The organism is Mycobacterium nebraskense (assembly GCF_002102255.1).
GTDB classification, from domain to species: Bacteria; Actinomycetota; Actinomycetes; order Mycobacteriales; family Mycobacteriaceae; genus Mycobacterium; species Mycobacterium nebraskense.
Genome location: NZ_LQPH01000120.1, coordinates 22,870 through 45,373 on the forward strand (window position 1 = coordinate 22,870; position 22,504 = coordinate 45,373).

20 protein-coding genes and 1 pseudogene are annotated in these 22,504 nt (G+C 67.4%); 11 read left to right on the plus strand and 10 right to left on the minus strand.

Going from position 1 to position 22,504, the window contains the following annotated elements; translation table 11 throughout:
* Window positions 1–45: 45 nt before the first annotated feature.
* On the minus strand, window positions 46–849 hold the full coding sequence (locus AWC17_RS14300; protein ID WP_141224631.1) for a DUF2470 domain-containing protein: 804 nt from the start codon (window positions 847–849) through the stop codon (window positions 46–48).
* Window positions 850–939: 90 nt separating this feature from the next.
* Between AWC17_RS14300 and pheA the strand changes: the two genes are divergently transcribed.
* A complete protein-coding gene (pheA, locus tag AWC17_RS14305; RefSeq protein WP_046183315.1) occupies window positions 940–1,890 on the plus strand; it encodes a prephenate dehydratase in 951 nt (316 codons plus the stop codon).
* A complete protein-coding gene (locus AWC17_RS14310; RefSeq protein WP_046183316.1) occupies window positions 1,887–2,573 on the plus strand; it encodes a histidine phosphatase family protein in 687 nt (228 codons plus the stop codon). The genes pheA and AWC17_RS14310 overlap by 4 nt, the downstream gene beginning before the upstream one ends.
* Window positions 2,574–2,580: 7 nt before the next feature.
* Here AWC17_RS14310 and AWC17_RS14315 read toward each other — a convergent pair whose 3' ends face one another.
* The 3 genes and pseudogenes from AWC17_RS14315 to AWC17_RS14325 form a co-directional block, all read right to left on the minus strand.
* Window positions 2,581–2,772: a hypothetical protein gene (locus AWC17_RS14315; protein ID WP_046183317.1), complete on the minus strand. Its 192-nt coding sequence runs from the start codon at window positions 2,770–2,772 to the stop codon at window positions 2,581–2,583.
* Window positions 2,769–3,198, minus strand: a pseudogene (locus AWC17_RS14320) (metallopeptidase family protein). Before AWC17_RS14320 ends, AWC17_RS14315 begins: the two are co-directional and overlap by 4 nt.
* A 4-nt stretch (window positions 3,199–3,202) precedes the next feature.
* Window positions 3,203–4,576: a septum formation family protein gene (locus AWC17_RS14325; protein WP_047324115.1), complete on the minus strand. Its 1,374-nt coding sequence runs from the start codon at window positions 4,574–4,576 to the stop codon at window positions 3,203–3,205.
* A 111-nt stretch (window positions 4,577–4,687) separates the two neighbouring features.
* Here AWC17_RS14325 and serS point away from each other — a divergent pair, with 111 nt between their 5' ends.
* A complete protein-coding gene (gene serS / locus AWC17_RS14330; RefSeq protein WP_085164804.1) occupies window positions 4,688–5,947 on the plus strand; it encodes a serine--tRNA ligase in 1,260 nt (419 codons plus the stop codon).
* A gap of 73 nt (window positions 5,948–6,020) precedes the next feature.
* Here the strand turns inward: serS and AWC17_RS14335 are convergent, their stop codons facing one another.
* Window positions 6,021–6,770, minus strand: coding sequence for an AraC family transcriptional regulator (locus AWC17_RS14335; RefSeq protein ID WP_047324113.1), 750 nt, complete (start codon window positions 6,768–6,770; stop codon window positions 6,021–6,023).
* Window positions 6,771–6,825: 55 nt separating this feature from the next.
* Here AWC17_RS14335 and AWC17_RS14340 point away from each other — a divergent pair, with 55 nt between their 5' ends.
* The gene (locus AWC17_RS14340) at window positions 6,826–7,398 is read left to right on the plus strand and encodes a class I SAM-dependent methyltransferase (protein WP_046183322.1); all 573 of its coding nucleotides are present in this window, start codon (window positions 6,826–6,828) and stop codon (window positions 7,396–7,398) included.
* Here AWC17_RS14340 and AWC17_RS14345 read toward each other — a convergent pair.
* Window positions 7,395–7,880 carry a DUF2834 domain-containing protein gene (locus tag AWC17_RS14345; protein WP_046183323.1) on the minus strand — a complete coding sequence of 162 codons (486 nt, stop codon included), beginning with the start codon at window positions 7,878–7,880 and terminating at the stop codon, window positions 7,395–7,397. The genes AWC17_RS14340 and AWC17_RS14345 overlap by 4 nt on opposite strands.
* Before the next feature lie 70 nt (window positions 7,881–7,950).
* Between AWC17_RS14345 and AWC17_RS14350 the strand changes: the two genes are divergently transcribed.
* The 4 genes from AWC17_RS14350 to AWC17_RS14365 all read left to right on the plus strand — a co-directional run bounded on the left by AWC17_RS14350 (window position 7,951) and on the right by AWC17_RS14365 (window position 15,039).
* Window positions 7,951–8,571: a TetR/AcrR family transcriptional regulator gene (locus tag AWC17_RS14350; protein WP_047322846.1), complete on the plus strand. Its 621-nt coding sequence runs from the start codon at window positions 7,951–7,953 to the stop codon at window positions 8,569–8,571.
* 63 nt (window positions 8,572–8,634) lie between these two features.
* The gene (locus tag AWC17_RS14355; RefSeq protein WP_047322847.1) at window positions 8,635–10,197 is read left to right on the plus strand and encodes a phytoene desaturase family protein; all 1,563 of its coding nucleotides are present in this window, start codon (window positions 8,635–8,637) and stop codon (window positions 10,195–10,197) included.
* 169 nt (window positions 10,198–10,366) lie between these two features.
* Window positions 10,367–11,809, plus strand: coding sequence for a condensation domain-containing protein (locus tag AWC17_RS14360; RefSeq protein WP_047322848.1), 1,443 nt, complete (start codon window positions 10,367–10,369; stop codon window positions 11,807–11,809).
* 11 nt (window positions 11,810–11,820) lie between these two features.
* On the plus strand, window positions 11,821–15,039 hold the full coding sequence (locus tag AWC17_RS14365) for an MMPL/RND family transporter (RefSeq protein WP_231614191.1): 3,219 nt from the start codon (window positions 11,821–11,823) through the stop codon (window positions 15,037–15,039).
* Between the two features lie 6 nt (window positions 15,040–15,045).
* Here the strand turns inward: AWC17_RS14365 and AWC17_RS14370 are convergent, their stop codons facing one another.
* Window positions 15,046–16,131 (minus strand): PE-PPE domain-containing protein, encoded by a 1,086-nt coding sequence (locus AWC17_RS14370; RefSeq protein ID WP_046183327.1) that lies wholly within the window; start codon window positions 16,129–16,131, stop codon window positions 15,046–15,048.
* Between the two features lie 41 nt (window positions 16,132–16,172).
* Window positions 16,173–16,904, minus strand: a complete 732-nt coding sequence (locus AWC17_RS14375) for a GAP family protein (protein WP_047322894.1) — start codon at window positions 16,902–16,904, stop codon at window positions 16,173–16,175.
* 421 nt (window positions 16,905–17,325) lie between these two features.
* Between AWC17_RS14375 and AWC17_RS14380 the strand changes: the two genes are divergently transcribed.
* Window positions 17,326–18,756: a condensation domain-containing protein gene (locus tag AWC17_RS14380; protein WP_047322849.1), complete on the plus strand. Its 1,431-nt coding sequence runs from the start codon at window positions 17,326–17,328 to the stop codon at window positions 18,754–18,756.
* Here the strand turns inward: AWC17_RS14380 and AWC17_RS14385 are convergent.
* A complete protein-coding gene (locus AWC17_RS14385; protein ID WP_047322850.1) occupies window positions 18,739–19,083 on the minus strand; it encodes a hypothetical protein in 345 nt (114 codons plus the stop codon). The genes AWC17_RS14380 and AWC17_RS14385 overlap by 18 nt on opposite strands.
* Entirely contained in the window at window positions 19,080–20,630 is a 1,551-nt protein-coding gene (locus AWC17_RS14390) for an MBL fold metallo-hydrolase (RefSeq protein WP_046183336.1), read from the minus strand. The genes AWC17_RS14385 and AWC17_RS14390 overlap by 4 nt, the downstream gene beginning before the upstream one ends.
* 265 nt (window positions 20,631–20,895) lie before the next feature.
* On the opposite strand from AWC17_RS14390, the gene AWC17_RS14395 reads away from it, so the two are divergent.
* Both AWC17_RS14395 and AWC17_RS14400 read left to right on the plus strand, forming a co-directional pair.
* Complete coding sequence (locus tag AWC17_RS14395; RefSeq protein WP_046183331.1) at window positions 20,896–21,663, plus strand: lysophospholipid acyltransferase family protein; 768 nt, start codon at window positions 20,896–20,898, stop codon at window positions 21,661–21,663.
* 6 nt (window positions 21,664–21,669) lie between these two features.
* Window positions 21,670–22,425, plus strand: a complete 756-nt coding sequence (locus AWC17_RS14400; RefSeq protein ID WP_085164806.1) for a lysophospholipid acyltransferase family protein — start codon at window positions 21,670–21,672, stop codon at window positions 22,423–22,425.
* Window positions 22,426–22,504: the final 79 nt, after the last annotated feature.

Sequence of the window (22,504 nt, forward strand, 5' to 3'; positions counted from 1 at the left end):
CTGGTTAACGTACGCGGTAGGCGCGGCCCGACACGACGGGTTCGACTACTGGCGGGCGCGCAGGCCATTGATGAACGGGCAACCCATCAGCACCCGGATGGCCTGGCTCAACCCGGTCATGTCGTCCACCGGCTTGTGGAACGGCAGCCGGACATCGTGGTCGCGGTCCGCGCCCTCGACGCGGAAGCGCACGCCATAGCGGTCGAGGCCGAGCGGGCGCACCTGCCCGCGGCGCAACGGCGCGGGCAGCCGGGATACCAGCCGCGCGACCACATCGCTGTGGACGGTGTCCAAATGCCACAGCAGGTTCGACTCGATCTCGCAGAACGGGTCGGGCCGGGCCGCGAGGAGATCCGCCACGCTGACGGGCTCGGCGCCGGTGGCGTCGGTGACGACGACGGATGCGATCTCCAGCCGGAACAGTGTGTACCGCGCTTCCTGCCCGTCCGACGGCGCGCTGCGCGGGGTGTCGACTTGAAGCAGCGCGGGGTGCGGCCACTCGGCGGCGATCAGGTCGACCGTCTCGGCGATCTTGGCCGGGCGGAATTCCTGCAGGCGCCCGCGTACCCACACCAGCGAGCGCACCGGCTCCCGCAGTGGAAGCGGGGCATAGTCGGTCAACTCCAGGAGCGCTTGCGAACCGGCGATGGTGCCGTCCGGCTGGCCGTCACGCTCACTCGGGAGCGCCAGCGCGAAGGATCCGTCGGGCAGCAGGTGATGCACCGGCGTCACGACCGGATCCTGGCGCGCGTGCACGGTTTCCAGCGCCAAGAGCGCGCCACCGGCACGGACGCACGCGCTGCGGATGCGTTCGGCCGTCGTCGGGGAGGGGCAGGTAAGCGGTAACACCATTCTCCTTAAATTAGGTAAGCCTAAGTTAACTTAGATGGCGGAGTGCCGCAAGAGCCGTTTGGCGGCGCTCGCCGCTAGGGTTGGGGCGTGGTCCGCATCGCTTATCTCGGTCCGGAAGGGACCTTCACCGAGGCGGCGCTGTTGCAGATCACGGCTGCCGGTCTGATTCCAGATCAGGGACCAGACGAGGTCCGGCGGCTGCCCGTCGAAAGCACCGCCGCGGCGCTGGACGCCGTTCGCGATGGCGGTGCCGAATACGCATGCGTCCCGATCGAGAACTCGATCGACGGGTCTGTGACGCCCACGCTCGACAGCTTGGCCATCGGTTCGCCCCTGCAAGTGTTCGCCGAAACAACCCTGGACGTCGCGTTCAGCATCGTCGTCAAACCCGGCCGAACCGCCGCCGATGTGCGCACCCTGGCGGCGTTTCCCGTGGCCGCCGCGCAGGTGCGGCATTGGGTGGCCGCCGAGCTGCCCGACGCCGAGCTGCGGCCGGCGTACTCCAACGCCGACGCGGCGCGGCAGGTGGCCGAGGGGCAAGCCGACGCCGCGGTGACTTCGCCGCTGGCCGCCACCCATTGGGGGCTGGCCGCGCTGGCCGACGGCGTGATCGACGAACCCAACGCCCGCACCCGGTTCCTCCTGGTCGGCCCGCCTGGCCCGCCGCCGGATCGCACCGGTGCCGACCGGACGGCGGTGGTGCTGCGTATCGACAACGCGCCCGGTGCGCTGTTGGGGGCGCTGACCGAATTCGGCATCCGCGGCATCGACCTGACCCGAATCGAATCCCGGCCGACCCGGACCGCGCTGGGCACCTACGTGTTCTTCGCCGACTGCGTCGGCCACATCGACGACGACGCCGTCGCCGAGGCACTTAAAGCGCTGCACCGTCGTTGTGCCGATGTGCGATACCTGGGATCTTGGCCGACGGGCTCGCCCGCCGGGGTGCTGCCGCCGCCGGCCGATGAGGCGGCCCGCTGGCTGGCGCGGCTACGTCAAGGCAAACCGGAAACCGAGGCCGGAGGCATCGAGCCATGACTGGCCGCCTGGTGTTACTGCGACACGGCCAGTCGTACGGCAACGTCGAACGCAGGCTGGACACCCGCCCGCCCGGGGCGGAGCTGACGCCGCTGGGCCGCGACCAGGCCCGCGGCTTCGCCCGCGGTGCGGGACGGCCCGCGCTACTGGCTCACTCGGTGGCGATTCGCGCATCGCAGACGGCCGGGGTCATCGGCGCCGAGCTCGAGATGGCCGCCATCGAAATGCCCGGCATTCACGAGGTCCAAGTCGGGGGGCTGGAAAACCGCAACGACGACGACGCCGTTGCGGAATTCAACGCGATCTACGAACGATGGCATCACGGTGATCTCGACGTCCCGCTGCCCGGTGGGGAATCCGGCAACGACGTGTTGGACCGCTACGTACCGCCGCTCACCGACCTGCGCCTGCGCTACCTCGACGACCACGACTGGACCGGCGACATCGTCGTCGTCAGCCATGGCGCGGCGATCCGACTGGCCGCCGCCATGCTGGCCGGTGTGGAGGCCACCTTTGCGCTGGACAACCATCTCGACAACGCCGAATCTGTGGTGCTGGCACCCATCACCGACGGGCGGTGGAGCTGCGTGCGGTGGGGGACCCTGGCGCCACCGTTCTACCCCGAGGCCGACGCCACTCCCGTCGCGGACGCGGTGCACTCGAGCGCCGACCCGATGGGCTGACGGCCGATCAAACGGCCAGCGCGACCGATTCGGAGCATCCGCAGCCGACCGCGTCGCAGTCGACGACGAAGGCGTGCGGCAACAACTCGGGGCTGAAGCAATCCGGCTCCGTGCATTCCGAGCGGCGCAGTGAATGGCGAATGATGGTGCCGTGACAGTGATCTAAGCCTGCCCGGCAGTCGCGGCAGTCAGCACTCATAACCCGTTCATAGCACCGGCCGCGGACAAATCCGGGATGCCGCGCCCATAAACTGCGGCGCGGCTGACAGGTTGTTCAGGCCCAGCCCAGTTCTTCCAGCCGGTCGTCATCGATGCCGAAGTGGTGGGCGACCTCGTGGATCACCGTGATCGCCACTTCCTCGACGACGTCGTCGTCGGATTCGCAGACGTCCAGCAGCGCCTCGCGGTAGATGGTGATGGCGTCGGGCAGGGATCCGGCGTAGTCCGAGTCGCGCTCGGTCAGGGCGACCCCTTCGTACAGCCCGAGCAGTTCGCCGTCCTCGGGGTGGCGGTCGTCGACCAGAACGACGACGTTGTCCATCGCCGCCGCCAGCTCGGGCGGGATCAGGTCGAGCGCGTCGGAAACGAGTTCGTCGAACCGCTGCGGATCCATCCGCGCGGGCACTCCGTTATCCCCCGGCTGGTGCCGCGGCGGGCGGTGCCTCCGGCGCCGGGTTGGGCGGCGGTGGTGGCGCTCCGCCGTCCGCGGGGGGCGGAGGCTGCGGCGGCGCACCGGCGTCCGCGGGCGGCGGCGCCTGGGGAGCCGGGGTGTCCGATGCCGGCGCCTGCGGCTGCGTCACCACCGGCTGCTGGCCCGGGAGGTGCTGATTGTTTGGCGGGATCTCCGGGGGAGCGCCGGCCTGGTTCGGCGGAGCCTGAGCCGGTACCTGGAGCGGTATCGGCGGCAGCGTCAGCCGCTCTTCGGGAATGTCGGGTGGCGGCACCGGCGGCTGGCCGTTGATCAGCAGCTGGCCCTTGGCGCTGTTGACCAGGGTGGCCCAGCCGCCGTTGCCCAGCGTCGCGCCGATGCTGCAGGCCACCTCGCGGCTGCCGGCGGTCCAGCTGGCCAGCGGCACAGTGGGGTAGATCAGCGTCAGGGTGGTGGTGCGCAACTTGACCGGCGCCAGGTAGGTGTCGGTCATCTTGGTGCACAGATCTTTGATGTACCCGTCCTGGTCGGGCTCCGCCGGCAGCGCGCCGGGGAACTTCTCGGCCAGGTTGACCGTGCCGGTCACCTCCATCGCGTGCGGCGCCGCGCACTCGACCGGAGCGTCGATCGGCTGGTTGGTGGTCGAGTCGATGCCCAGGCAGGTGCCGGCCGGCCAGACCTTGGACTGGTCGACGTCGGCGACCTTGCCCTTGAAGGCCTGTTGCTGGTTGTTGGTGCCGGGCAGCTGCAGTCCGCACAGCATGCGGCGCTCGCCGGACTGGCGCCAGGCCCGGTCACCGGGCCACAGCAGGCTGACGGTGAACTTGCTGTTGGGATCGAACTTGGGGCCCAGGTAGTTGCGCACGGCGGACTCGCATTGCTCCTGGGTGATCTGCTGAATGCGAGCGGGTGACGGGGGAGCGGCGTTGGGCCCGTACTCGGAGCCCGGGAACGTCCGCATGTCGACAGACTCGGCGACTTCGAACTTGTGGTCGTCGACGCAGTTGACGATCTTCGCCGACTCCGGGGTGGTATCCGGCCACGTCAGGCAGTCGCCGCTGGCGGCTTTGTTGAAGGCGGCGTCGCTCTTGCTTCCGGTGGTGGGAACCGGGTTTCCGTTGAGGTAGCCGGACAACCGCCCCGGCCCGGTGCCGCCGACCGGCAGCGCGGTGACCAGCCCGGCGATCAGCAATGCGCCCAGCGCGGTCAGGAGCAGGGCGCGCCGAGTTGCCTGCGCCTGCAGACTGCGCGGCCACCGGAAGCCGGCTTGCGGCTGTTCCGGCCCTGCGGTGTGGGCGTCGGCCTCCAGGGCTTCCGGAAGGTCCGTCTCGGGCGCTTGCGACATCGGCTCCATTCTGACAGGAGCACCTGTGGTGCGTGACAAAAGTTACTGATGTGAGTCCTGGGATGAATTCGGTGGGATGCTCTGCGATCCGGCCGGGGCCGAAAAAGTAGTGTCAGGGCCGTGATCGACCTGAAGCTGCTCCGGGAAGACCCCGACGCCGTGCGCCGCTCCCAACTCGACCGTGGCGAGGACCCGGCGCTGGTCGACGCTTTACTGGTGGCCGATGCCGCCCGCCGGGCGGCGATCTCGTCGGCCGATGCGCTGCGCGCGGAACAGAAATCCGCCAGCAAGAGCGTCGGCGCCGCGTCGCCCGAGGAGCGCCCGGCCAAGCTGGCGCGCGCCAAGGAGTTGGCCGAGCAGGTAAAGGCCGCGGAAAGCGGGCAGGCCGAGGCCGAGGCGGCGTTCACCGCGGCGCACATGGCGATCTCCAACGTCATCATCGACGGGGTTCCGGCCGGCGGGGAGGACGACTACCGCGTCCTCGACGTGGTGGGCGAACCCGCGCGACTGGAAAACCCGAAGGACCACCTCGAGCTCGGCGAATCCCTGGGGCTCATCGACATGCAGCGCGGCGCCAAGGTGTCCGGCTCGCGCTTCTACTTCCTGACCGGGCGGGGCGCGCTGCTGCAGCTGGGACTGCTGCAGCTGGCCCTGCGGCTGGCCGTCGACAACGGCTTCATTCCGATGATTCCGCCGGTGCTGGTGCGCCCGGAGGTGATGGCGGGCACCGGGTTCCTGGGCGCCCACGCCGACGAGATCTACCGGGTGGAGGCCGACGACCTCTATCTGGTCGGCACCTCCGAGGTGCCGCTGGCCGGCTACCACGCCGACGAGATCCTGGACCTGTCCGGTGGCCCGCTGCGCTACGCGGGCTGGTCGTCGTGCTTCCGGCGCGAGGCCGGTAGCTACGGCAAGGACACCCGCGGCATCATCCGGGTGCACCAATTCGACAAGGTCGAGGGGTTCGTCTACTGCACGCCCGCCGAGGCCGAGGCCGAACACGAACGGCTTTTGGGCTGGCAACGTGAGATGCTGGCCCGCATCGGCGTGCCCTATCGGGTGATCGATGTCGCCGCAGGCGATCTCGGGTCGTCGGCCGCCCGCAAGTTCGACTGCGAGGCATGGGTTCCCACCCAGGGGGCCTACCGCGAGCTGACGTCGACGTCCAACTGCACCACCTTTCAGGCGCGCCGGCTGGCGACGCGATACCGCGACGACAACGGCAAACCGCAGACCGCGGCCACGCTCAACGGCACGCTGGGCACCACCCGGTGGCTGGTGGCGATCCTGGAGAACCACCAACAGTCCGACGGCAGCGTGCGGGTGCCCGGCGCGCTGGTGCCGTTTGTCGGCACCGAGCTGCTCGAGCCCGTCGGCTAGTGGCGATCGCAAGCGCGGCGTAGCCGGGCGCTGGGGTACCTCCCGCTTGCGGGGGACGGGTCGCCACCATTGGCTAAAGCGCCTTCGCGGCCAGCCGGCCCGGGGTGTGCCCGAAAGCCCGCCGGTAGGTGTCGATGAAGGCACTTGGTGTGGCCCAACCACATTCGGCCGCCACCGACGTGACGTCGCGGTGCTCGGCGAGCAGCACCAGGGCGTGTTGCAGCCGGAGCTGGGTGCGCCATTGCGGAAAGGTCATTGCCAGCTCGTCGCGGAACAGGCGGCTCAGTGTGCGCTGGCTGACGCCGACCCGGTGGCCGATCTGCAGCAAGGTCAGCGGCTCGCGCAGGTTGTCGGCGATCATCGCGCATGCTTGCCCCAGCCGGCCGTCGACGGGTGTGGGAATCCACAGTGGCTCGCCGCTGCTGGTCGTCTGCAACTGATCGTGCAGCACGGCCAGCATCCGGTGGTGTGAGTCGGTGTCGGTCCCGTCGGTCTGCGAACACGCGATGATGAGTTCGCGCATCAATGGGTTGACCGCCAGCACGGCCGGTGCCGCGGGGCCGTGAGCGTAACGGCTGGGGTCCAGCGCGACGCCGTGAAACTGCGTGTGGCCGTGGAACTTATGTTCATGCCAGCAGCCCGCCGGTATCCAGATCGCGCGATTCGCCGGGGTGATCCAGGTCCCCGCCGGGGTGGTGACCGAGACCGCGCCCGAGGACGGATAGACGATCTGGTGCAGGGCATGCCGGTGCCGCTCGATCCGGGCTCCCGGCGGCAGCGCCTGCGACGACGTCGCCCGCCCGTGATGGCTGATTCCCGACATACCACGGCAGAATATCGGAAGCCCGCAGCCCGTGCGTCGGCCTAGCGTGATTGCTATGGCGATGAATTTTCTGCACCGGCGCTGGTGCAGCTCGGCGGGCTGGGAAAAAGCGGTGGCCGATCGGCTGTTGCCCTGGGCGTTGGACGGGGTCGAATTGGGCGCCCGGACTTTGGAAATCGGCCCCGGATACGGGGCCACGCTTCGCGCGCTCGTCGAGCGCACCGCCTCGCTCACCGCCGTCGAAGTCGACGCCGCGATGGCCGATCGCTTGCAGCGTCGCTACGGCGAGCGGGCCCGCGTCATCCACGGCGACGGCACCGATACCGGGTTGCCCGCCGGCCACTTCACGTCGGTGGTGTGCTTCACGATGCTGCACCACGTTCCCAGCGCCGAGTTGCAGGACCGGCTGTTCGCCGAGGCGTTCCGGGTGCTGCAACCGGGTGGGGTTTTCGCCGGTAGCGACGGCGTCCCGTCCCTGTCATTCCGGCTGCTGCACGTCGCCGACACCTACAACCCGATCACACCGAAGGACCTCCCGCGGCGGCTGCACGCCGCGGGATTCACCGACATCCGCATCGATGCCCACCGCGGTCGACAGCGGTGGCGGGCCACCAAACCGGTTGCCTAGGCGTCCACCGTCTGGCGCGTCTGTTCGTGGCGGCGCTGCCGCTCCATGGTGGCGAAGTAGAAGGCGAACGCGAACGCGAAGCTGGTGAAAAGGCTGGAGACGAAGTACAGCCACGGGTGCTTGAGCCCGCGGCGGTAGCCGTCCACGATCGTAAACAGCGGCAGCAGAATCACATTCGCGATCGTGTAGTCCTGGCTGGCGGAGTCCGCCGCCGGGTTGGTGAACATCAGCTTGATGTATTCGGCCCAGCTGCCGTGTTCGCCCCATAGCGGGTTGCTGGATCCGTGCGAATACTGCTCGACGTAGGTGATGTTGAAGTACCAGCCCAGGGCGACCGAAGCGATGCCGACGACGTAGTACAGGCATTCCAGCGGGGAAAACAACGGCCCGCCGGCCGGCCGGGCGAAGACCTTCGAGTTCGAGGCGACGATCCAGCCGATGACACTGAGCCCGAGAACTGCATGCACAAGAAGCGAGACCATGGCGGCAGTCTCACCCCAGACCCAAAGTTTTGTCAATACTGACAAAAGATTGGTGCGGTACCTTACTTGCATGGTCAGGCCGGCGCAGACGGTGCGCAGCGAGCGCACGCGGGAGGCGTTGATCCAGGCCGCCTTGGTGCGATTCCTGGCCCAGGGAGTCGAGGAGACCTCGGCCGAGCAGATCGCGGTGGACGCCGGGGTCTCGCTGCGAACGTTCTATCGCCACTTCAAGTCCAAGCACGATCTGTTGTTTGCCGACTACACCGGCCTCAACTGGTTTCGTGCCGCACTGGACGCCCGGCCGGCCGACGAGCTGATCATCGATTCGGTGCAATCGGCCATCTTCTCGTTCCCCTATGACGTTGAGGCGGTGACGAAGATAGCCGCTCTGCGGGGCGGCGAACTCGACCCCGGCCGCATCGTCCGGCACATGCAGGAAGTCCAGGCCGACTTCGCCGGGGTCATCCAGGCGCAGCTGCACCGACGTAGCTGTACGGCGAGCGGGACGCTGGACGGGAGGCTGCGTGCCGCGGTGATCGCGCGCTGCATCGCGGCGGGTGTTTTCGGAGCGATGGAGTTCTGGATGCTGGGCGACGATCGCTCGCTGGGCGAGCTGGCGCGGATGTGCCACGCGGCGCTGGAGACGCTCCGCGCGGGCATCATCGACGCCTGGGACACGGACTCCCGATAATAGTTTCGTCATAATTGACAAAACTTCGCGGCCGTGCCAGCCTCCATTGCTGGAGGGCAGGACATGACACGGTATGACGCGATAGTTATCGGTGCGGGGCACAACGGCCTGGCAGCGGCGGTGCTGCTGCAGAAGGCGGGTCTGCGGACAGTGTGCCTGGATTCCAAGCTCTATGCCGGTGGGATGGCTTCCACGGTGGAGCTTTTCGACGGGTACCGGTTCGAGATCGCCGGCTCGGTGCAGTTCCCCACGTCGATGGTGGTCGTCGAGGAGCTCGGTCTGGACACCCTGCCGACGATCGACCTGGACGTGATGTCGGTGGCGGTGCGCGGCGTCGGCGACGATCCGCTGATCCAGTACAGCGACCCCATCAAGTTGTTCACCCACCTCAACGAGGTGCACGGGGCGGACGCGGTCAACGGGATGGCGGGGCTGATGGCCTGGAGCCAAGCGCCGACGCGGGCCTTGGGCCGGTTCGAGGCGGGAACGCAGCCCAAGACCTATGACGAGATGTATGCCTGTGCGACAAACGAATTCGAACGCTCTTCCATCGATGACATGTTGTTCGGCTCGGTCACCGACGTGTTGGACCGCTACCTTCCGGACCGCGAGAAGCACGGCGCGCTGCGCGGCTCGATGACGGTGCTGGCCGTCAACACCCTCTATCGCGGGCCCGCCACGCCGGGCAGCGCGGCCGCGCTGGCCTTCGGGTTGGGCGTGCCCGACGGGGACACCATGCAGATGAAGAAGCTGCGCGGCGGCATCGGGGCGCTCACCTCGCACCTGTGCCAACTGCTGGAAAGCCACGGCGGCGAAGTCCGGCTGCGGACCAAGGTGACCGAGATCGTTGTCACCGACGGGCGGGTGAGCGGGGTGCGCACCGAGGGTGGCGACACGTTGACCGCGCCGATCGTCGTCTCCGGCATCGCGCCCGACATCACCGTCAACGAACTGATCGACCCGGCCCTGCTGCCCGGCGATATTCGGGAGCGATACGCCGGGACCGACCACCGCGGCAGCTACCTGCAGATGCACTTCGCGCTGGAGGAAGCGCCGGAGTTCGCCGCGCCCTACGAGGCGCTCAACGAGCCGGCGATGCAGGCATCGATAGGCCTGTTCTGCACGCCGGAAGAAGTCCAGCAGCAGTGGGAGGAAGCTCGGCGCGGAATCGTCCCGGCCGACCCGACGGTCGTGTTGCAGATCCCCACGCAGAACGACCCGGACCTGGCGCCCGCGGGCAAGCACGCCGCCTCGGCGTTCGCGTTGTGGTTCCCGATCGAGGGCGGCGCCGACTACGGCGACGCGAAAGTCGAAATGGGCCAGCGGGTGATCGACAAGATCACCCGGATGGCGCCGAACTTCGAACGCAGCATCATCCGGCACACCACCTTCACGCCCAAGCACATGGGCGTGATGTTCGGCGCCCCCGGGGGCGACTACTGCCACGGACTGCTGAACCCCGACCAGATCGGGCCGAACCGGCCCGGCCCAAGGGGCTTTCGCGGTCAGCCGATCCCGATCGAGGGCCTGTACCTGGGCAGCGCGGGCTGCCACGGCGGTCCGGGCATCACATTCATCCCCGGCTACAACGCGGCCCGGCAGGCCCTCGCCGAGCGCACGGCCTAGCGATTCGACCCGCCGCGCGGGTCGGCACGTCGTACCGCGCGGTCCACGCCGACGCGGGCTAGGCTACCCAGGAACCTCGGCACCACCGGTGTTTGGCGGATCCCCCCGGATGAGCAGTGAGCTGCCTTTCTCCACGCACCGCCGTCGGTGCTACGTACGGGAGGTAGCAGTGCGGATCGGACCCTTGAATGTCTCAACGGTCAACGAGTGGGCGCCCGCGCCCGGCACATTGTTCTCGTGGCATCCGTCGCCCGCCGCCCGTGCCGAGGCGCTCGAGGCGCCGGCGAGCGCCGTGCCGCCCAGCTACGTCCAGGCCCGGCACCTTCGGAGCCTGCGCGAACAGGCCGCCCGGGGGCTGGACCACTCCCGGCTGCTGATCGCTTCCGTCGAGGTGTCGGGCCGGTGCGATCTGCGGGCCATGACCTACGTCATCAACGCGCACCTTCGCCGGCACGAGACCTACCGCAGTTGGTTCGAGTACCGAGACGCCGACCACATCGTGCGCCACACCATCGCCGACCCGGCGAACATCGAGTTCGTCCTGACCGAACACGGCGAGCGGACCGGCGCGCAGCTGCAGGACCACATCGTGGCCACCCCCGACGCGCTGCAGTGGGATTGCTTCAGCTTCGGGGTGATTCAGCGCCCGGACCGGTTCACCTTCTACGCCAGCATCGACCACCTGCACGCCGACGGGCAGTTCGTCGGGATGGGGCTCATGGAGTTCCAGACCATGTACGCCGAGCTGATCGGGGGAAACCCGCCGGTCGAACTGCCGCCGGCCGGCAGCTATGCCGACTACTGCGTCCGGCAGCGTGAGCACACCTCGGCGCTGACCGTCGACTCCCCGGAGGTACGTGCCTGGATCGACTTCGCCGAACTGAACGACGGGACGTTCCCCGCGTTCCCGCTGCCCCTCGGCGATCAATCCGAGTCCTATGACGGCGACTTGCTGGGCATGACGCTGCTGGACGAGCAACAAACCCACCGATTCGAAACCGCCTGCGTCGCAGCCGGCGCCCGCTTCGTCGGAGGCATGTTCGCGTGCCTCGCTCTGGCGATGCACGAGTTGACCGGTGCCGAAACCTATTTCGGCATCACCCCGAAAGACACCCGCAGCGCGCAAGCCGACTTCACGACGCAGGGTTGGTTCACCGGCCAGATCCCGATCACCGTTCCCGTGGCGGGATTGTCCTTCAACGACATCGCGCGAAGCGCCCAGGCGTCCTTCGATTCCGGTGCGGAGCTCGCGCGGGTGCCATTCGAGCGGGTGGTGGAGTTGGTGCCATCGCTGCGCAGGCCCCCACCGCTGTTCGCATTGGTCAATTTCTTTGACGCACAAGCCAGTCCGCTATCGATGATGACCAAATTATTCGAGGGCCTTGCCGTCGGTGCGCACAGTGACGGCAGGGTCACCTACCCGCTGAGCACGATGGTCGGGCGGTTCGACGAGACGGCGGCCAGCGTATTGTTCCCCAACCAACCCGCGGCCCGAAATTCCGTTACCCGATACCTGGGTGCCATAAAATCCGTGTGCGTCCGCATCGCCGACGGCGGGGCGGCGGAGCGTGCACGTAACGTTGCCGACCTCGACCGGCAGGTGGCGTACTGACGCTGAAAAGAATGCGGTTCGGAATGTCATTGGCGAAGACGGGCCAGGACGACCAAGTGGGCGTCTTCCCCCGGCTCGGGCGCCTGATCGGGCGAAGGCCGTGGCTGGTGATCGGGTTTTGGATCGCGCTCGCGGGCATCCTTTCGCTGACGGCGCCGTCGCTGGAAGAGATCTCGCAGCAACACCCGGTAGCCATCCTGCCGGCCGACGCACCGGTGTTGGCCGCGACGCGGAACATGAACGCCGCGTTCGGTGAAGCCGGGTTGCAGAGCATCGCGGTGGTGGTGCTCAGCGACACCAACGGACTGAGCCCGGCCGACGAAGGCACCTACCGGAAACTGGTCGAAGCCCTGCACCGGGACACCCGAAGCGTGGCGATGCTGCAGGATTTCGTCACCACACCGCCACTGCGTGAACTGATGACCAGCAAGGATCACCAGGCCTGGATGCTGCCCATCGGCCTGCCCGGCGATCTGGGCTCGCCGCAATCCAAACAGGCGTACGCGCGGGTGGCCGACACCGTGAAGCAGACCGTGGCGGGATCCACGCTGACGGCCAACCTCACCGGGCCCGCGTCCACCGTCGCCGACCTGAACCTCACCGGCCGGCGGGACAGAACGCGGATCGAGCTGGCGATCGTCGTTCTGTTGCTCGTCATCCTGCTGGTCATCTACCGGAACCCGGTCACGATGGTGCTGCCGCTGCTGACGATCGGCATGTCCGCGGTGGTGGCCCAGCGGTTGGTGGCCCTGGTCGGATCGGCCGGCCTGGGCATCGCCAACCAGACCGTCATCTTCATGAGTGGGATGATGGTCGGCGCCGGAACGGATTACGCCGTCTTCCTGATCAGCCGCTACCACGACTATGTGCGACAGGGCGTGGACTCGGATCAGGCCGTCATCACGGCGTTGGCATCCATCGGCAAGGTGATCGCGGCGTCGGCGGCCACCGTGGCGGTCACGTTTCTCGGGATGATCTTCACCCAGTTGGGAATTCTGCGGACCGTCGGACCGGTGCTGGGCATCTCGGTGGCCGTCGTCTTCTTCGCCGCGATCACCCTGCTGCCGGCCCTCCTGGTGCTCGCCGGGCGCCGCGGCTGGATCGCGCCGCGCGGCGATCTCAGCCGCCGCTTCTGGCGGCGTTCGGGCGTGAACATCGTGCGCCGGCCCAAGACTCACCTGCTGGCCAGCGCGCTGGTGCTGGTGATTCTGGCTGGGTGCGCGGGACTGGCCCGCTACAACTACGACGACCGCAAGGCCCTGCCGGGCAACGTCGAGAGTTCGGTCGGCTATGCCGCGCTGGACAAGCATTTCTCGACCAACCTGATCATCCCCGAGTACCTGTTCATCCAGTCGCCGCAGGACTTGCGCACGGCGAAGGCCCTCGCCGACCTCGAGCAGATGGCGCAGCGGGTCAGTCAGGTGCCGGGCGTCGCGATGGTCAGGGGGATCACCCGGCCGACCGGGCAGTCCCTGGAGCAGGCCAAGACGTCATGGCAGGTCGGCGAAGTCGGCGACAAGCTGGATGCGGGCTCCAGGCAAATCGTCGACCACACCGGCGATCTCGATCGGCTGGCGGGCGGCGCCAACCTGATGGCGGGCAAGCTCGGCGACGTGCGGACCCAGGTCAATCAGGCCGTGTCCGCGGTCGGCGGCATGGTCGACGCCCTGGCGACGCTGCAGAACATCTTCGGCGGGAACCGGGCGCTGGCCGAACTCGAGGGCGCCGAACGTCTCGTCAACGGCATGCGGTCGCTTGGCGATGCCATCGGCGCCAACGCCAATTTCGTTGCGAACAACTCTGATTGGGCCAACCCCGTGCTGGGCGCGCTCGACAACAGCCCGATGTGCGGCGCCGAGCCCGCCTGCGTCAATGCGCGTGAGGAACTGCGGCGGATGGTGACGGCGCGTGACGACGGAACGCTGGGCAAGATATCGGAGTTGGCCCGCCAGCTGCGGGCGACGCAGGCCGTGCAGACACTCGCGTCAACGGTCTCCGGGCTGCGCCGGGCCTTGTCCACCGTCATCGGCGCGATGGGTTCCTTGGGGATGGGGAGCCCGGGCGGCATGCGGGCGAAAATCACCTTCTTGCAGCAGGGGACCAACACTCTCGCCGATGGCAGCCGGCAATTGGCCGACGGTGTGCAGCAATTGGTGGACCAGGTCAAGAAGATGGGTTTCGGGCTGGGCGAGGCGTCCGCATTCTTGCTGTCCATGAAGAAGGAGGCGACGACCCCGGCGATGGCGGGGTTTTACATTCCCGCGCAGGCGTTGTCGTATGCCACCGGTGAGGGTGGCAGGCCCGTGGCGCTGCCGGGCGGCGTGCAGGACCTGTTGGGTGGGATGAATGCCGACCAGCTGAAAAGGCTTGCCGGCGCCTTTGTTTCCCCCGACGGGCACGCGATGCGGTACCTCATCCAGACCGATCTCAATCCGTTCAGCACCGCCGCGATGGACCAGGTCGACGCGATCAGGGCCGCCGCGCAAGGCGCCCAACCGAATACGACGCTGGCCGACGCCAAGATATCGGTGGTGGGGCTGCCCGTCGTGATCAAGGCGACGCGCGACTATTCCGATCACGATCTGCGGTTCATCATCACGATGACCATCTGCGTGGTGTTGCTGATTCTGATCGCATTGCTGCGCGCGGTCGTTGCGCCGCTGTACCTGATCGGAACGGTGATCGTCTCGTACATGTCGGCGCTCGGTATCGGCGTCATCATGTTCCAATTCATCCTCGGCGAAGAAATGCATTGGAGCGTGCCCGGATTGACGTTTGTCATCTTGGTCGCGGTGGGCGCCGATTACAACATGCTGCTCATTTCCCGGCTACGGGACGAATCCGCATTGGGAATGCGCTCCGGCGTCATTCGGACCGTGTCCTCGACCGGCGGGGTGATCACCGCGGCGGGCCTGATCATGGCCGCGTCGATGTACGGCCTGGTGTTCGCCAGCCTGTCCACGGTGATTCAGGCCGGTTTCGTTCTCGGGACCGGCCTGCTGCTGGATACGTTTTTGCTGCGGACGGTGACGGTGCCCGCGATCGCCGTGCTGGTCGGCCAGGCGAACTGGTGGCGGCCGTCGGGCTGGGCGGCCGCGACTCGATGGCCGCTGCGGCGGCACCGCGGCCCGGTCAAACGCAAGCCGCTGCTGCCCGACGAAGCGAAGGCACCGGCGTGGACGGCCGAACAACTGGTCGGCTTTTCGCCGCGGGACGGGCTGAGGCTCTAGCCGCTGCTACTTTTTGGCTTTGACTACCGCGCGGACGACTTTCGGCAACAGACCGCCCTTGCCGAGTCTGGGACCCGGCGCGACGACTCGGGCCAGGTTGGCGACCGCCAGCGAGTTGGTGGCCAGGTTGAGGCCGGCGCCGGCACCCCGGACGGGCCAGGACACGGCGGAGATGACCGTGGGAATGTGGGTGATGCCGTTGATGATCTGGACGGGGTTGTGCGCCGGTCCCGGGTCGTAGGCCCTGTCGACCATCGGGCGCAGCACCGCGTCGATCGGGCCCACCGCCTCGGCGGGCATGCCCGCCCCGTCGACCAGTGCCCGGGCCAGCGGCAGCTCAGAGTTCCGGATGAAATACGTCGTCGAGGTGCCGCCCAGGCTGTTGGTCGTCCTCGTGATGTCCCAGGGCGCGACGCGAGACGGGTCGGAGAATGCCGTGGCGCTGTGGCCGTAATACCCTCCCGCGGCAATCGCGTTCAGGTCGGCCAGCAGATTTCCGGGATGGTTGGGCGGGTCGGAGAAGGGGTCGTACTGGCCCACGATGTTGATCGTGTCGTACTGGCTCTCCACCGGAGCGGGGACGGTGTAGTCGATGATCGGCACGTGCGTCCCGGGCCCGAACGCCTTGTAGAGCAGGTTGTTCGGGTTGCCGGCTTTGATGAACGTGAGCTGCCCCGGTGGCGGCGCGGTCGGATCGTGCGCCAGGCGCGCCTGCTCGCGGTCGAGCGCCAGCGAGCCCTGGGACAGTCCGGCCACCGAGATGGGCCCGTCGGTGGTCCGGATCGCGGCATCGAGATTGTTCGCCCCGGTGTTCACCGAGCTGTTGACGGTCGGCGAGTTCAGGCCGGTGACCGGCCAGAAGCTGCCGGGATAGGGCACCACACGCCGGACGGCCGCGGGACTGTAGTAGTTCGCGTCGATCTGCGGTTGCATCGCGGGATCGAAGTGATACAGCGACCTCAGTGGCCCGTACGGGGACGGCGCCGTGCCAGGCACTATCAGAGCGGTGTCGGCGGCGGCGATACTCTCATCGAGAATCGTTGCGCACGTGAGCATTCCAACGGCGACGGCCCCGGCGAGTAGCTTGTTCACGAACTCCCCTCCGGCCTGTCGAAAGAGCTATAGCAGGGATGCTACCCCGCGCTGAGGGTGGTCACCCCGAGGACGAGCATGAAGCATCCCCCGGCCGCCACCAACACGGCGATGTCGCGGTGGCCGCGGGATCGCAGCCAGCTTTGCAGCGCGGCCATGAAGGCGCGCGTCTTCTGCGGCGCTGCCAGGTAGCCGATCAGCGGGATCTCGGCCACGGTGAACGCGACCAGGTTGAAGGCCACCAGCGCCTGAACCTGTGCGGCCGGTGCGGCGTGCGAGGCAAGAATGGCGGCCATCGAGCCCAGGTAATTCGCGGACGGCAACGCGGCCCCCATCCCGCTAACCGCTGCGACACTTAGCGAGTCACCTCGCAAAAAGGTGCGTGCGCGGTCTGCCAGGTGCTGCCGGCGCGGCGCCGTCCGTTCCAGCAGTGCAACGCCACCACTGCCACCGCCGCCGACCGCCCCGTCCGCCGGTGCGGGGCGGACCATCCTGCGCAGCGACACATTGGTGGCCAGGACAGCGGCGATCAGCAACGCGACGAACCCGGACGCGATCTGGACCTGCGCCACGCTGAAGTGGCCGACGACCGGCGCGGCCCTGAGGATGAAAAGCACTACCAGACCCGCGCCGACACCCATGATGAAGCCACCGCACAAAAACACCAGCAGCTGCAAAAGAGGGCGCCGCCTGCTGAGCAGCAGGACCACCACACCGAGCCGTATCGGTTCGAAGATCACCGAGCCGGCCAGAACCAGCACGGTGATCCACATGCTGGGCAACCGTACCGCACCCCGCCCGGCTCCGCGCTGAAACTCGCCGGCCAAGCCGGCCATCGGATTTGGTGTCTTCCGTAAGGCGGCCGTAATTCAGACGTGACGCGCCCACGGGGTTTCACTGCGCGCCCGGCGTGCATAGCGGTTATGCTGATGATTCCCGCAGTACCACTTTTCGGCTGGAGAAGTCCTTGGGCGGCAGCTGGACCTGTTGGTTCGGTGCTCGCCATTGTGGGTGTTCGCCAAGGGATTTCGTGGGAGCGCGTGAACACGCCCGGCCGCGGGGTAGCTGCGGGCGCACTGGCGGGCTCGGCTCCGTGGCGACAGCGCGGACGGTAGGTCGCTTGGAAGCATCGCTTGGCGGGCCGCTCAGCTTCAGCTATGCCGAGCCGAATAGCGCGGAGGTGCAGGGTATTCAGTGTTTGGCATAACAACTCTCCGAGGCTGGACACCGCAAGCGGGCCCCGTTACCTGTTGGCATGCTTCACCCGCAGCGAAGGCCAAAGCGGCGGAAGCGCCGGTCAGTCCGGTACCCCCCAGCTACCAGCAAACGCAACATCTTCGGCGCTACAGCGATCACGCGGCGCGGGGTCTGGATATGTCGCGCTTGATGATCTTCACCTGGGAGATTCCGGGCCGGTGCGACATCCGCGCCATGAACTACGCGATCAACGCGCACATTCGCCGGCACGACACCTATCACAGCTGGTTCGAGTACCGCGATGCCCGACACATCGTTCGCCACACCATCGCGGACCCGGGCGATATCGAATTCGTCCCGATCAAGCATGGGCAGCTGACGCCGAAGGAGTTGCGAGATCACATATCGACCCCGCAGCCGCTGCAGTGGGATTGTTTCTTCTTCGGGGTCGTGCAAAGCGGCAACCATTTCACCTTTTACGCGAGCATCGCTCACCTGTGTGTCGATCCGATGATCGTCGGCGTTCTGTTCACGGAGATCCACATGATGTACGCCGCCCTGGTCGGCGGCGCCGCACCCGTCGAACTCCCGGAGGCCGGCCGGTACGGCGACTACTGCGTCCGCCAGCGGGAGGAGCTGGCCGCTTTGACGGTGGACTCCCCCGAGGTGCGCGCATGGATAGAGTTCGCCGCCGACAACGGCGGAACGCTGCCGTACTTCCCGCTGCCCCTCGGCGACCTCACGGTGCCCTATGCCGGCAGGCTCGTCACCGAAACGCTGTTGGACGAGCGGCAGACGGAACGGTTCGAGCGAGCCTGCGTCGGCGCGGACGCCCGTTTCAGCGGCGGGGTGTTCGGCTGCGCGGGCCTCACGCAGCGCGAACTGACCGGTGCCGACACTTTTTCCGTGGTAACCACCACCGATACACGCAGGACGCCGACGGAGTTGATGACGACGGGCTGGTTCACCGGCTTGGTTCCGGTCACGGTGGGCGTCGACGCGGGGCTGTTCGACGCCGCGGCGCGCTCCGCGCAGACGTCGTTCGATTCGGGCATCGAGCTGGCGACCGTACCGTTCGACCGAGTGCTGGAGCTGGCGCCTCCGGAGGCGGGCCTGGACAGGCCACGGCCCGGCAACTTCGTGATGTCGTTCCTGGACGCCAGCATCGCCCCCTTGTCGTCTGTCGCCAACTCCGACTTGAACTTTCGGATCTACGACGAGGGTAGGGTCTCCCATCAGGTTTCGCTGTGGGTGATTCGGCTCCAGCACGAGACCAAGGTGACGGTGCTGTTTCCCGATAACCCGGTCGCCCGCGAATCGGTGGGCCGGTACATCCAGGCCATGAAGTCGGCCTACGTCCGGGTCGCCGACGGCCGACAGAGCCAGGCATTTGCGCACTCGCGCGCGCCGCTAACCGCGCTGACTTAGCAGCTCATCCAGTAGTGCGGTGAACTCATCCGGTCGCGCCGGTGTGCAGGCCGGGCTGGGCCGAATGCCGGGCACGTCGAGCGTGATCAACGTCGACTTCAACGGCCGGCTCACGTCCAGCGGCAGCCAGCGACGGAGGTCGGAGCTGCCCCAGATCCGGAATCGTTGCGTGAACAGGCCCAACCCCTCGGCCTTGTAGCCGCGAATCGAGCTCAGTGCAATGACTTTGGACGTGCCGGAAGGAAAGTGATAGCGCCGCAGCGTGATTGCGGCGCGGTCCAGCTGAACCAGGCCGTCGTCGTAAGATTGGCCTTGGCCGTCGGTCATGCTCGTGAACTTCGCAGTTGGTGACCCCGCGCCGTCAGGCAGTGCCCGTCATCCAATCGCCACTGCCAGCCATGCAGGTTGCAGGTCAACGTATTACCCTCCACCACGCCGAATCTCGACAGGTCGGCCTTCAGGTGGGGGCAGCGACGCTGAATCTCCCAGCCCTCCAGCGTGACTGACGACGAATCGTCATGCGTCTCGGCGAACCAGCCGTCGGCGTAGGCGATCCGTTCGTCGGTCAAGCACTTGAAGAACGTATACAGGTATTCGTTGTAGCCGCCGACGCGCCAGGCCCTGAATCGGGTGGACAAGAAGATGGTGTTGACCCAATCCGGTTCCCGGTCGCGCAGCACGGTGCGGACCAACTCAGGTGCGATGGCGAACCCGTAGCGGACCTTCTCATCCGGAATTCGTTCGCGCACCACGCGTTTCGGGAAGTCCAGGATCACGGTCTCCGGGCCGATCACGAGTTCGACGGGGTAGCCGATTCCGTCGCAGATCTCGTCGCTCTGCGACATGATCGGTTCGAACAGGGCGCGCAACTGCTCCAGCAAGGGTTCCCCGGCGGCGGGGGCCCAGCTCGCCCGCTCCGCGGCCAGGACGGGCGCCATCCGCTCGGCGTAGTCGGCGATGTAGGCCTGCTTCCCGGTGGTGAAGATCGCCTCGACCTGGTCGTCGGGAAGCGGATGGCTGAGCGAATTCAAGGTGGTGCCGGTGAGGTCCGCGGTCGAGCCGGGGACCATCAGCAGACCGCCGTGGTTCCCGTGGGTGCGCATCTGGTCGAGGAACACGATCTGGTCCGGAAAGATGTTGGCCGCATCGCCGCGGTCGTCGTTGAGGTGACGCAGCTCCGGGTCCAGGAAGCACGGCGGCCCGGCCGACGGGATGACCCACGTCGCGCCCACCTGGGCGATGTACTGGCGGGCGCGGTCCATCTGCCGCTGCCGCTTCTGGACACCGAACGACTCCTTGGCGCGCGCGGGCATGTCGTAGACCATCGGGTACCAGATCGCGCCGGAGTACTGCAGCATATGCACGTCGATGTGTCCGAAAGCTGTCGCCAGGACGTCCAGATCGACCGGCCGGGCGTCGTTCATGTTGAAAGCCGTTGTCACGCCGTCGGAAACCACCAGTGCCGAGTCACCGAGCGGGCCGTCGGCCGGTGCCCGCAGGGCGATGATCATGACATCGAGGTCGCCCTTCGGGCCGCTGACCCGGTGCTTGACCGAGTTGCTGGTCTCGAAGAACCGGTAGAAACCGAGCTCTTGCAACGCGTTTCGCAGGTCCGGCACCGGGAAGTCGGGCAGCAGCACCACCGCGTCCTTGTTGACGTGCTCGGCCAGATTCCTGGCGTCGAAGTGATCCTTGTGCAGGTGCGACACGTACAGGTAGTCGCAGTCGCCCAGCCTGTCCCAGTCCAGCGCGCTGTTGTCCGGGAACGGGAACCAGGACGCGAAGTACGCGGGATTGACCCAGGGGTCGCAAAGGATGCTGCCCGCGGGGGTCTCGATCAGAAATCCGGCGTGACCTACGCTCGTGACCTGCACAAACACCTTCCTGGAGGCCGCTCAAAGGCCGTTGCGGCCCGCGGCCGGATAACGGCTTTTCAGCACCCGAGCTTAGCGCGAGGCAGCATCTTCGGCCTGCCACCACCGCGGCAGCAGTCGGTGCGTCCCGGTGTCCGGCTCGACGCCGCAGGCGGCAAAGGATTCCGCATCCCAACCCGGCCGGGAAGAAATTCCAGCCCAGCACCGGAGTCCCCCTTCTCGGCACTTCGGTGACTCACAGCCGGGAGCATTAGGCTGAACAGCTGTGGAACCGGTATACGGGACTGTCATTCAACTTGCCCGCTTGGTATGGCGCTTACAAGGTCTCAAGATCACGGTCACGGGCGTCGAAAACCTGCCCAAGAGCGGTGGTGCGGTCATCGCCATCAACCACACCGGCTACCTCGACTTCACGTTCGCGGGTCTGCCCGCCTACCAGCAGGGTCTGGGTCGCAAGGTGCGGTTCATGGCCAAGCAGGAGGTGTTCGACCACGGGATCACCGGCCCGATCATGCGCAGCCTGCGGCACATCTCCGTGAACCGGCAGGACGGGGCCGCCTCCTATGAGGAAGCGGTCAGGAATCTCAAGGACGGGGAGCTGGTCGGCGTCTATCCGGAAGCCACGATCAGCCGCAGCTTCGAGATCAAGGAATTCAAGTCGGGTGCCGCCCGGATGGCGGTCGAGGCCGGGGTGCCGATCGTTCCGGTGATCGTCTGGGGCGCGCAGCGGGTCTGGACCAAGGGGCACCCCAAGAAGCTGTTGCGCCCGAAGGTGCCCATCATTGTGCTCGTCGGCGAACCGATCGAACCCACGCTGGGCGTCGAGGAATTGAAGGGGCTGCTGCACTCGCGGATGCAACACCTGCTGGAGCGGGCCCAGGAAATGTATGGGCCGCATCCGGCCGGTGAGTTCTGGGTGCCGCGCCGGCTGGGCGGCAGTGCCCCGTCCCTGGCCGAAGCCGCCCGGATGGACGCCGAGGAGGCGGCCGCTCGCGCGGCGCGCCGGGCTGGATCCGCGGGAGCGCCGGAGTAGCGATCGATGGTGGAGCCGGTCTTTCGCACGCTCGAGGTCCTGGCCCGGCTGGCGGTTGCGGCCACCGACACCCGGATCTCCTACGGCGGCGAGGAGAACATTCCCGACTCCGGTGGCGCCGTGATCGCGATCAACCACACCAGCTATGTCGACTTTCTGCCCGCCGCGCTGGCCGTGCATCGCCGGCAGCGCCGGCTCAGGTTCATGATCAAGGCCGAAATGCAGCAGGTGAAGATCGTCAACTTCCTGATCAAGCACACCCGGACCATTCCGGTGGACCGCGGTGCGGGGGCGGGCGCCTACGCGCTGGCCGTGCAGCGGCTCCGCGAGGGCGAACTGGTCGGGGTGTATCCGGAGGCCACGATCAGCCGCAGCTTCGAGCTCAAGGAGTTCAAAACGGGCGCCGCCCGCATGGCCATCGACGCGGACGTCCCGATGATCCCCGTGATCGTGTGGGGAGCGCACCGGATCTGGACCAAAGACCACCCGCGCACACTGGGCCGCACCAAGGTGCCGATTAGTGTGCAGGTGGGCGCGCCGGTGCGGGCGGCCGAAGACATCGCGCGGACCGACGCTGCGCTGCGCGAGTCGATGACCACGCTGCTACACCAGGTGCAACAGCGTTACCCGCACGAACCCGGGGCGTACTGGACGCCGCGCCGGCTGGGCGGTGGGGCACCGACCATGGCGGAGGCTGCTCGCATGGAGGCAGACGAGGCCGCGGCGCGGGCCGCCGGCCGTAGTGGACGGCCGTCGCGGTAGGCGAAGGAGAATCTCAATGACGTTGTCAAGCCGCCGCAGTAGTGGTTGCGGGTTGGTAGACAGCGTGGTCGCGCAGCAT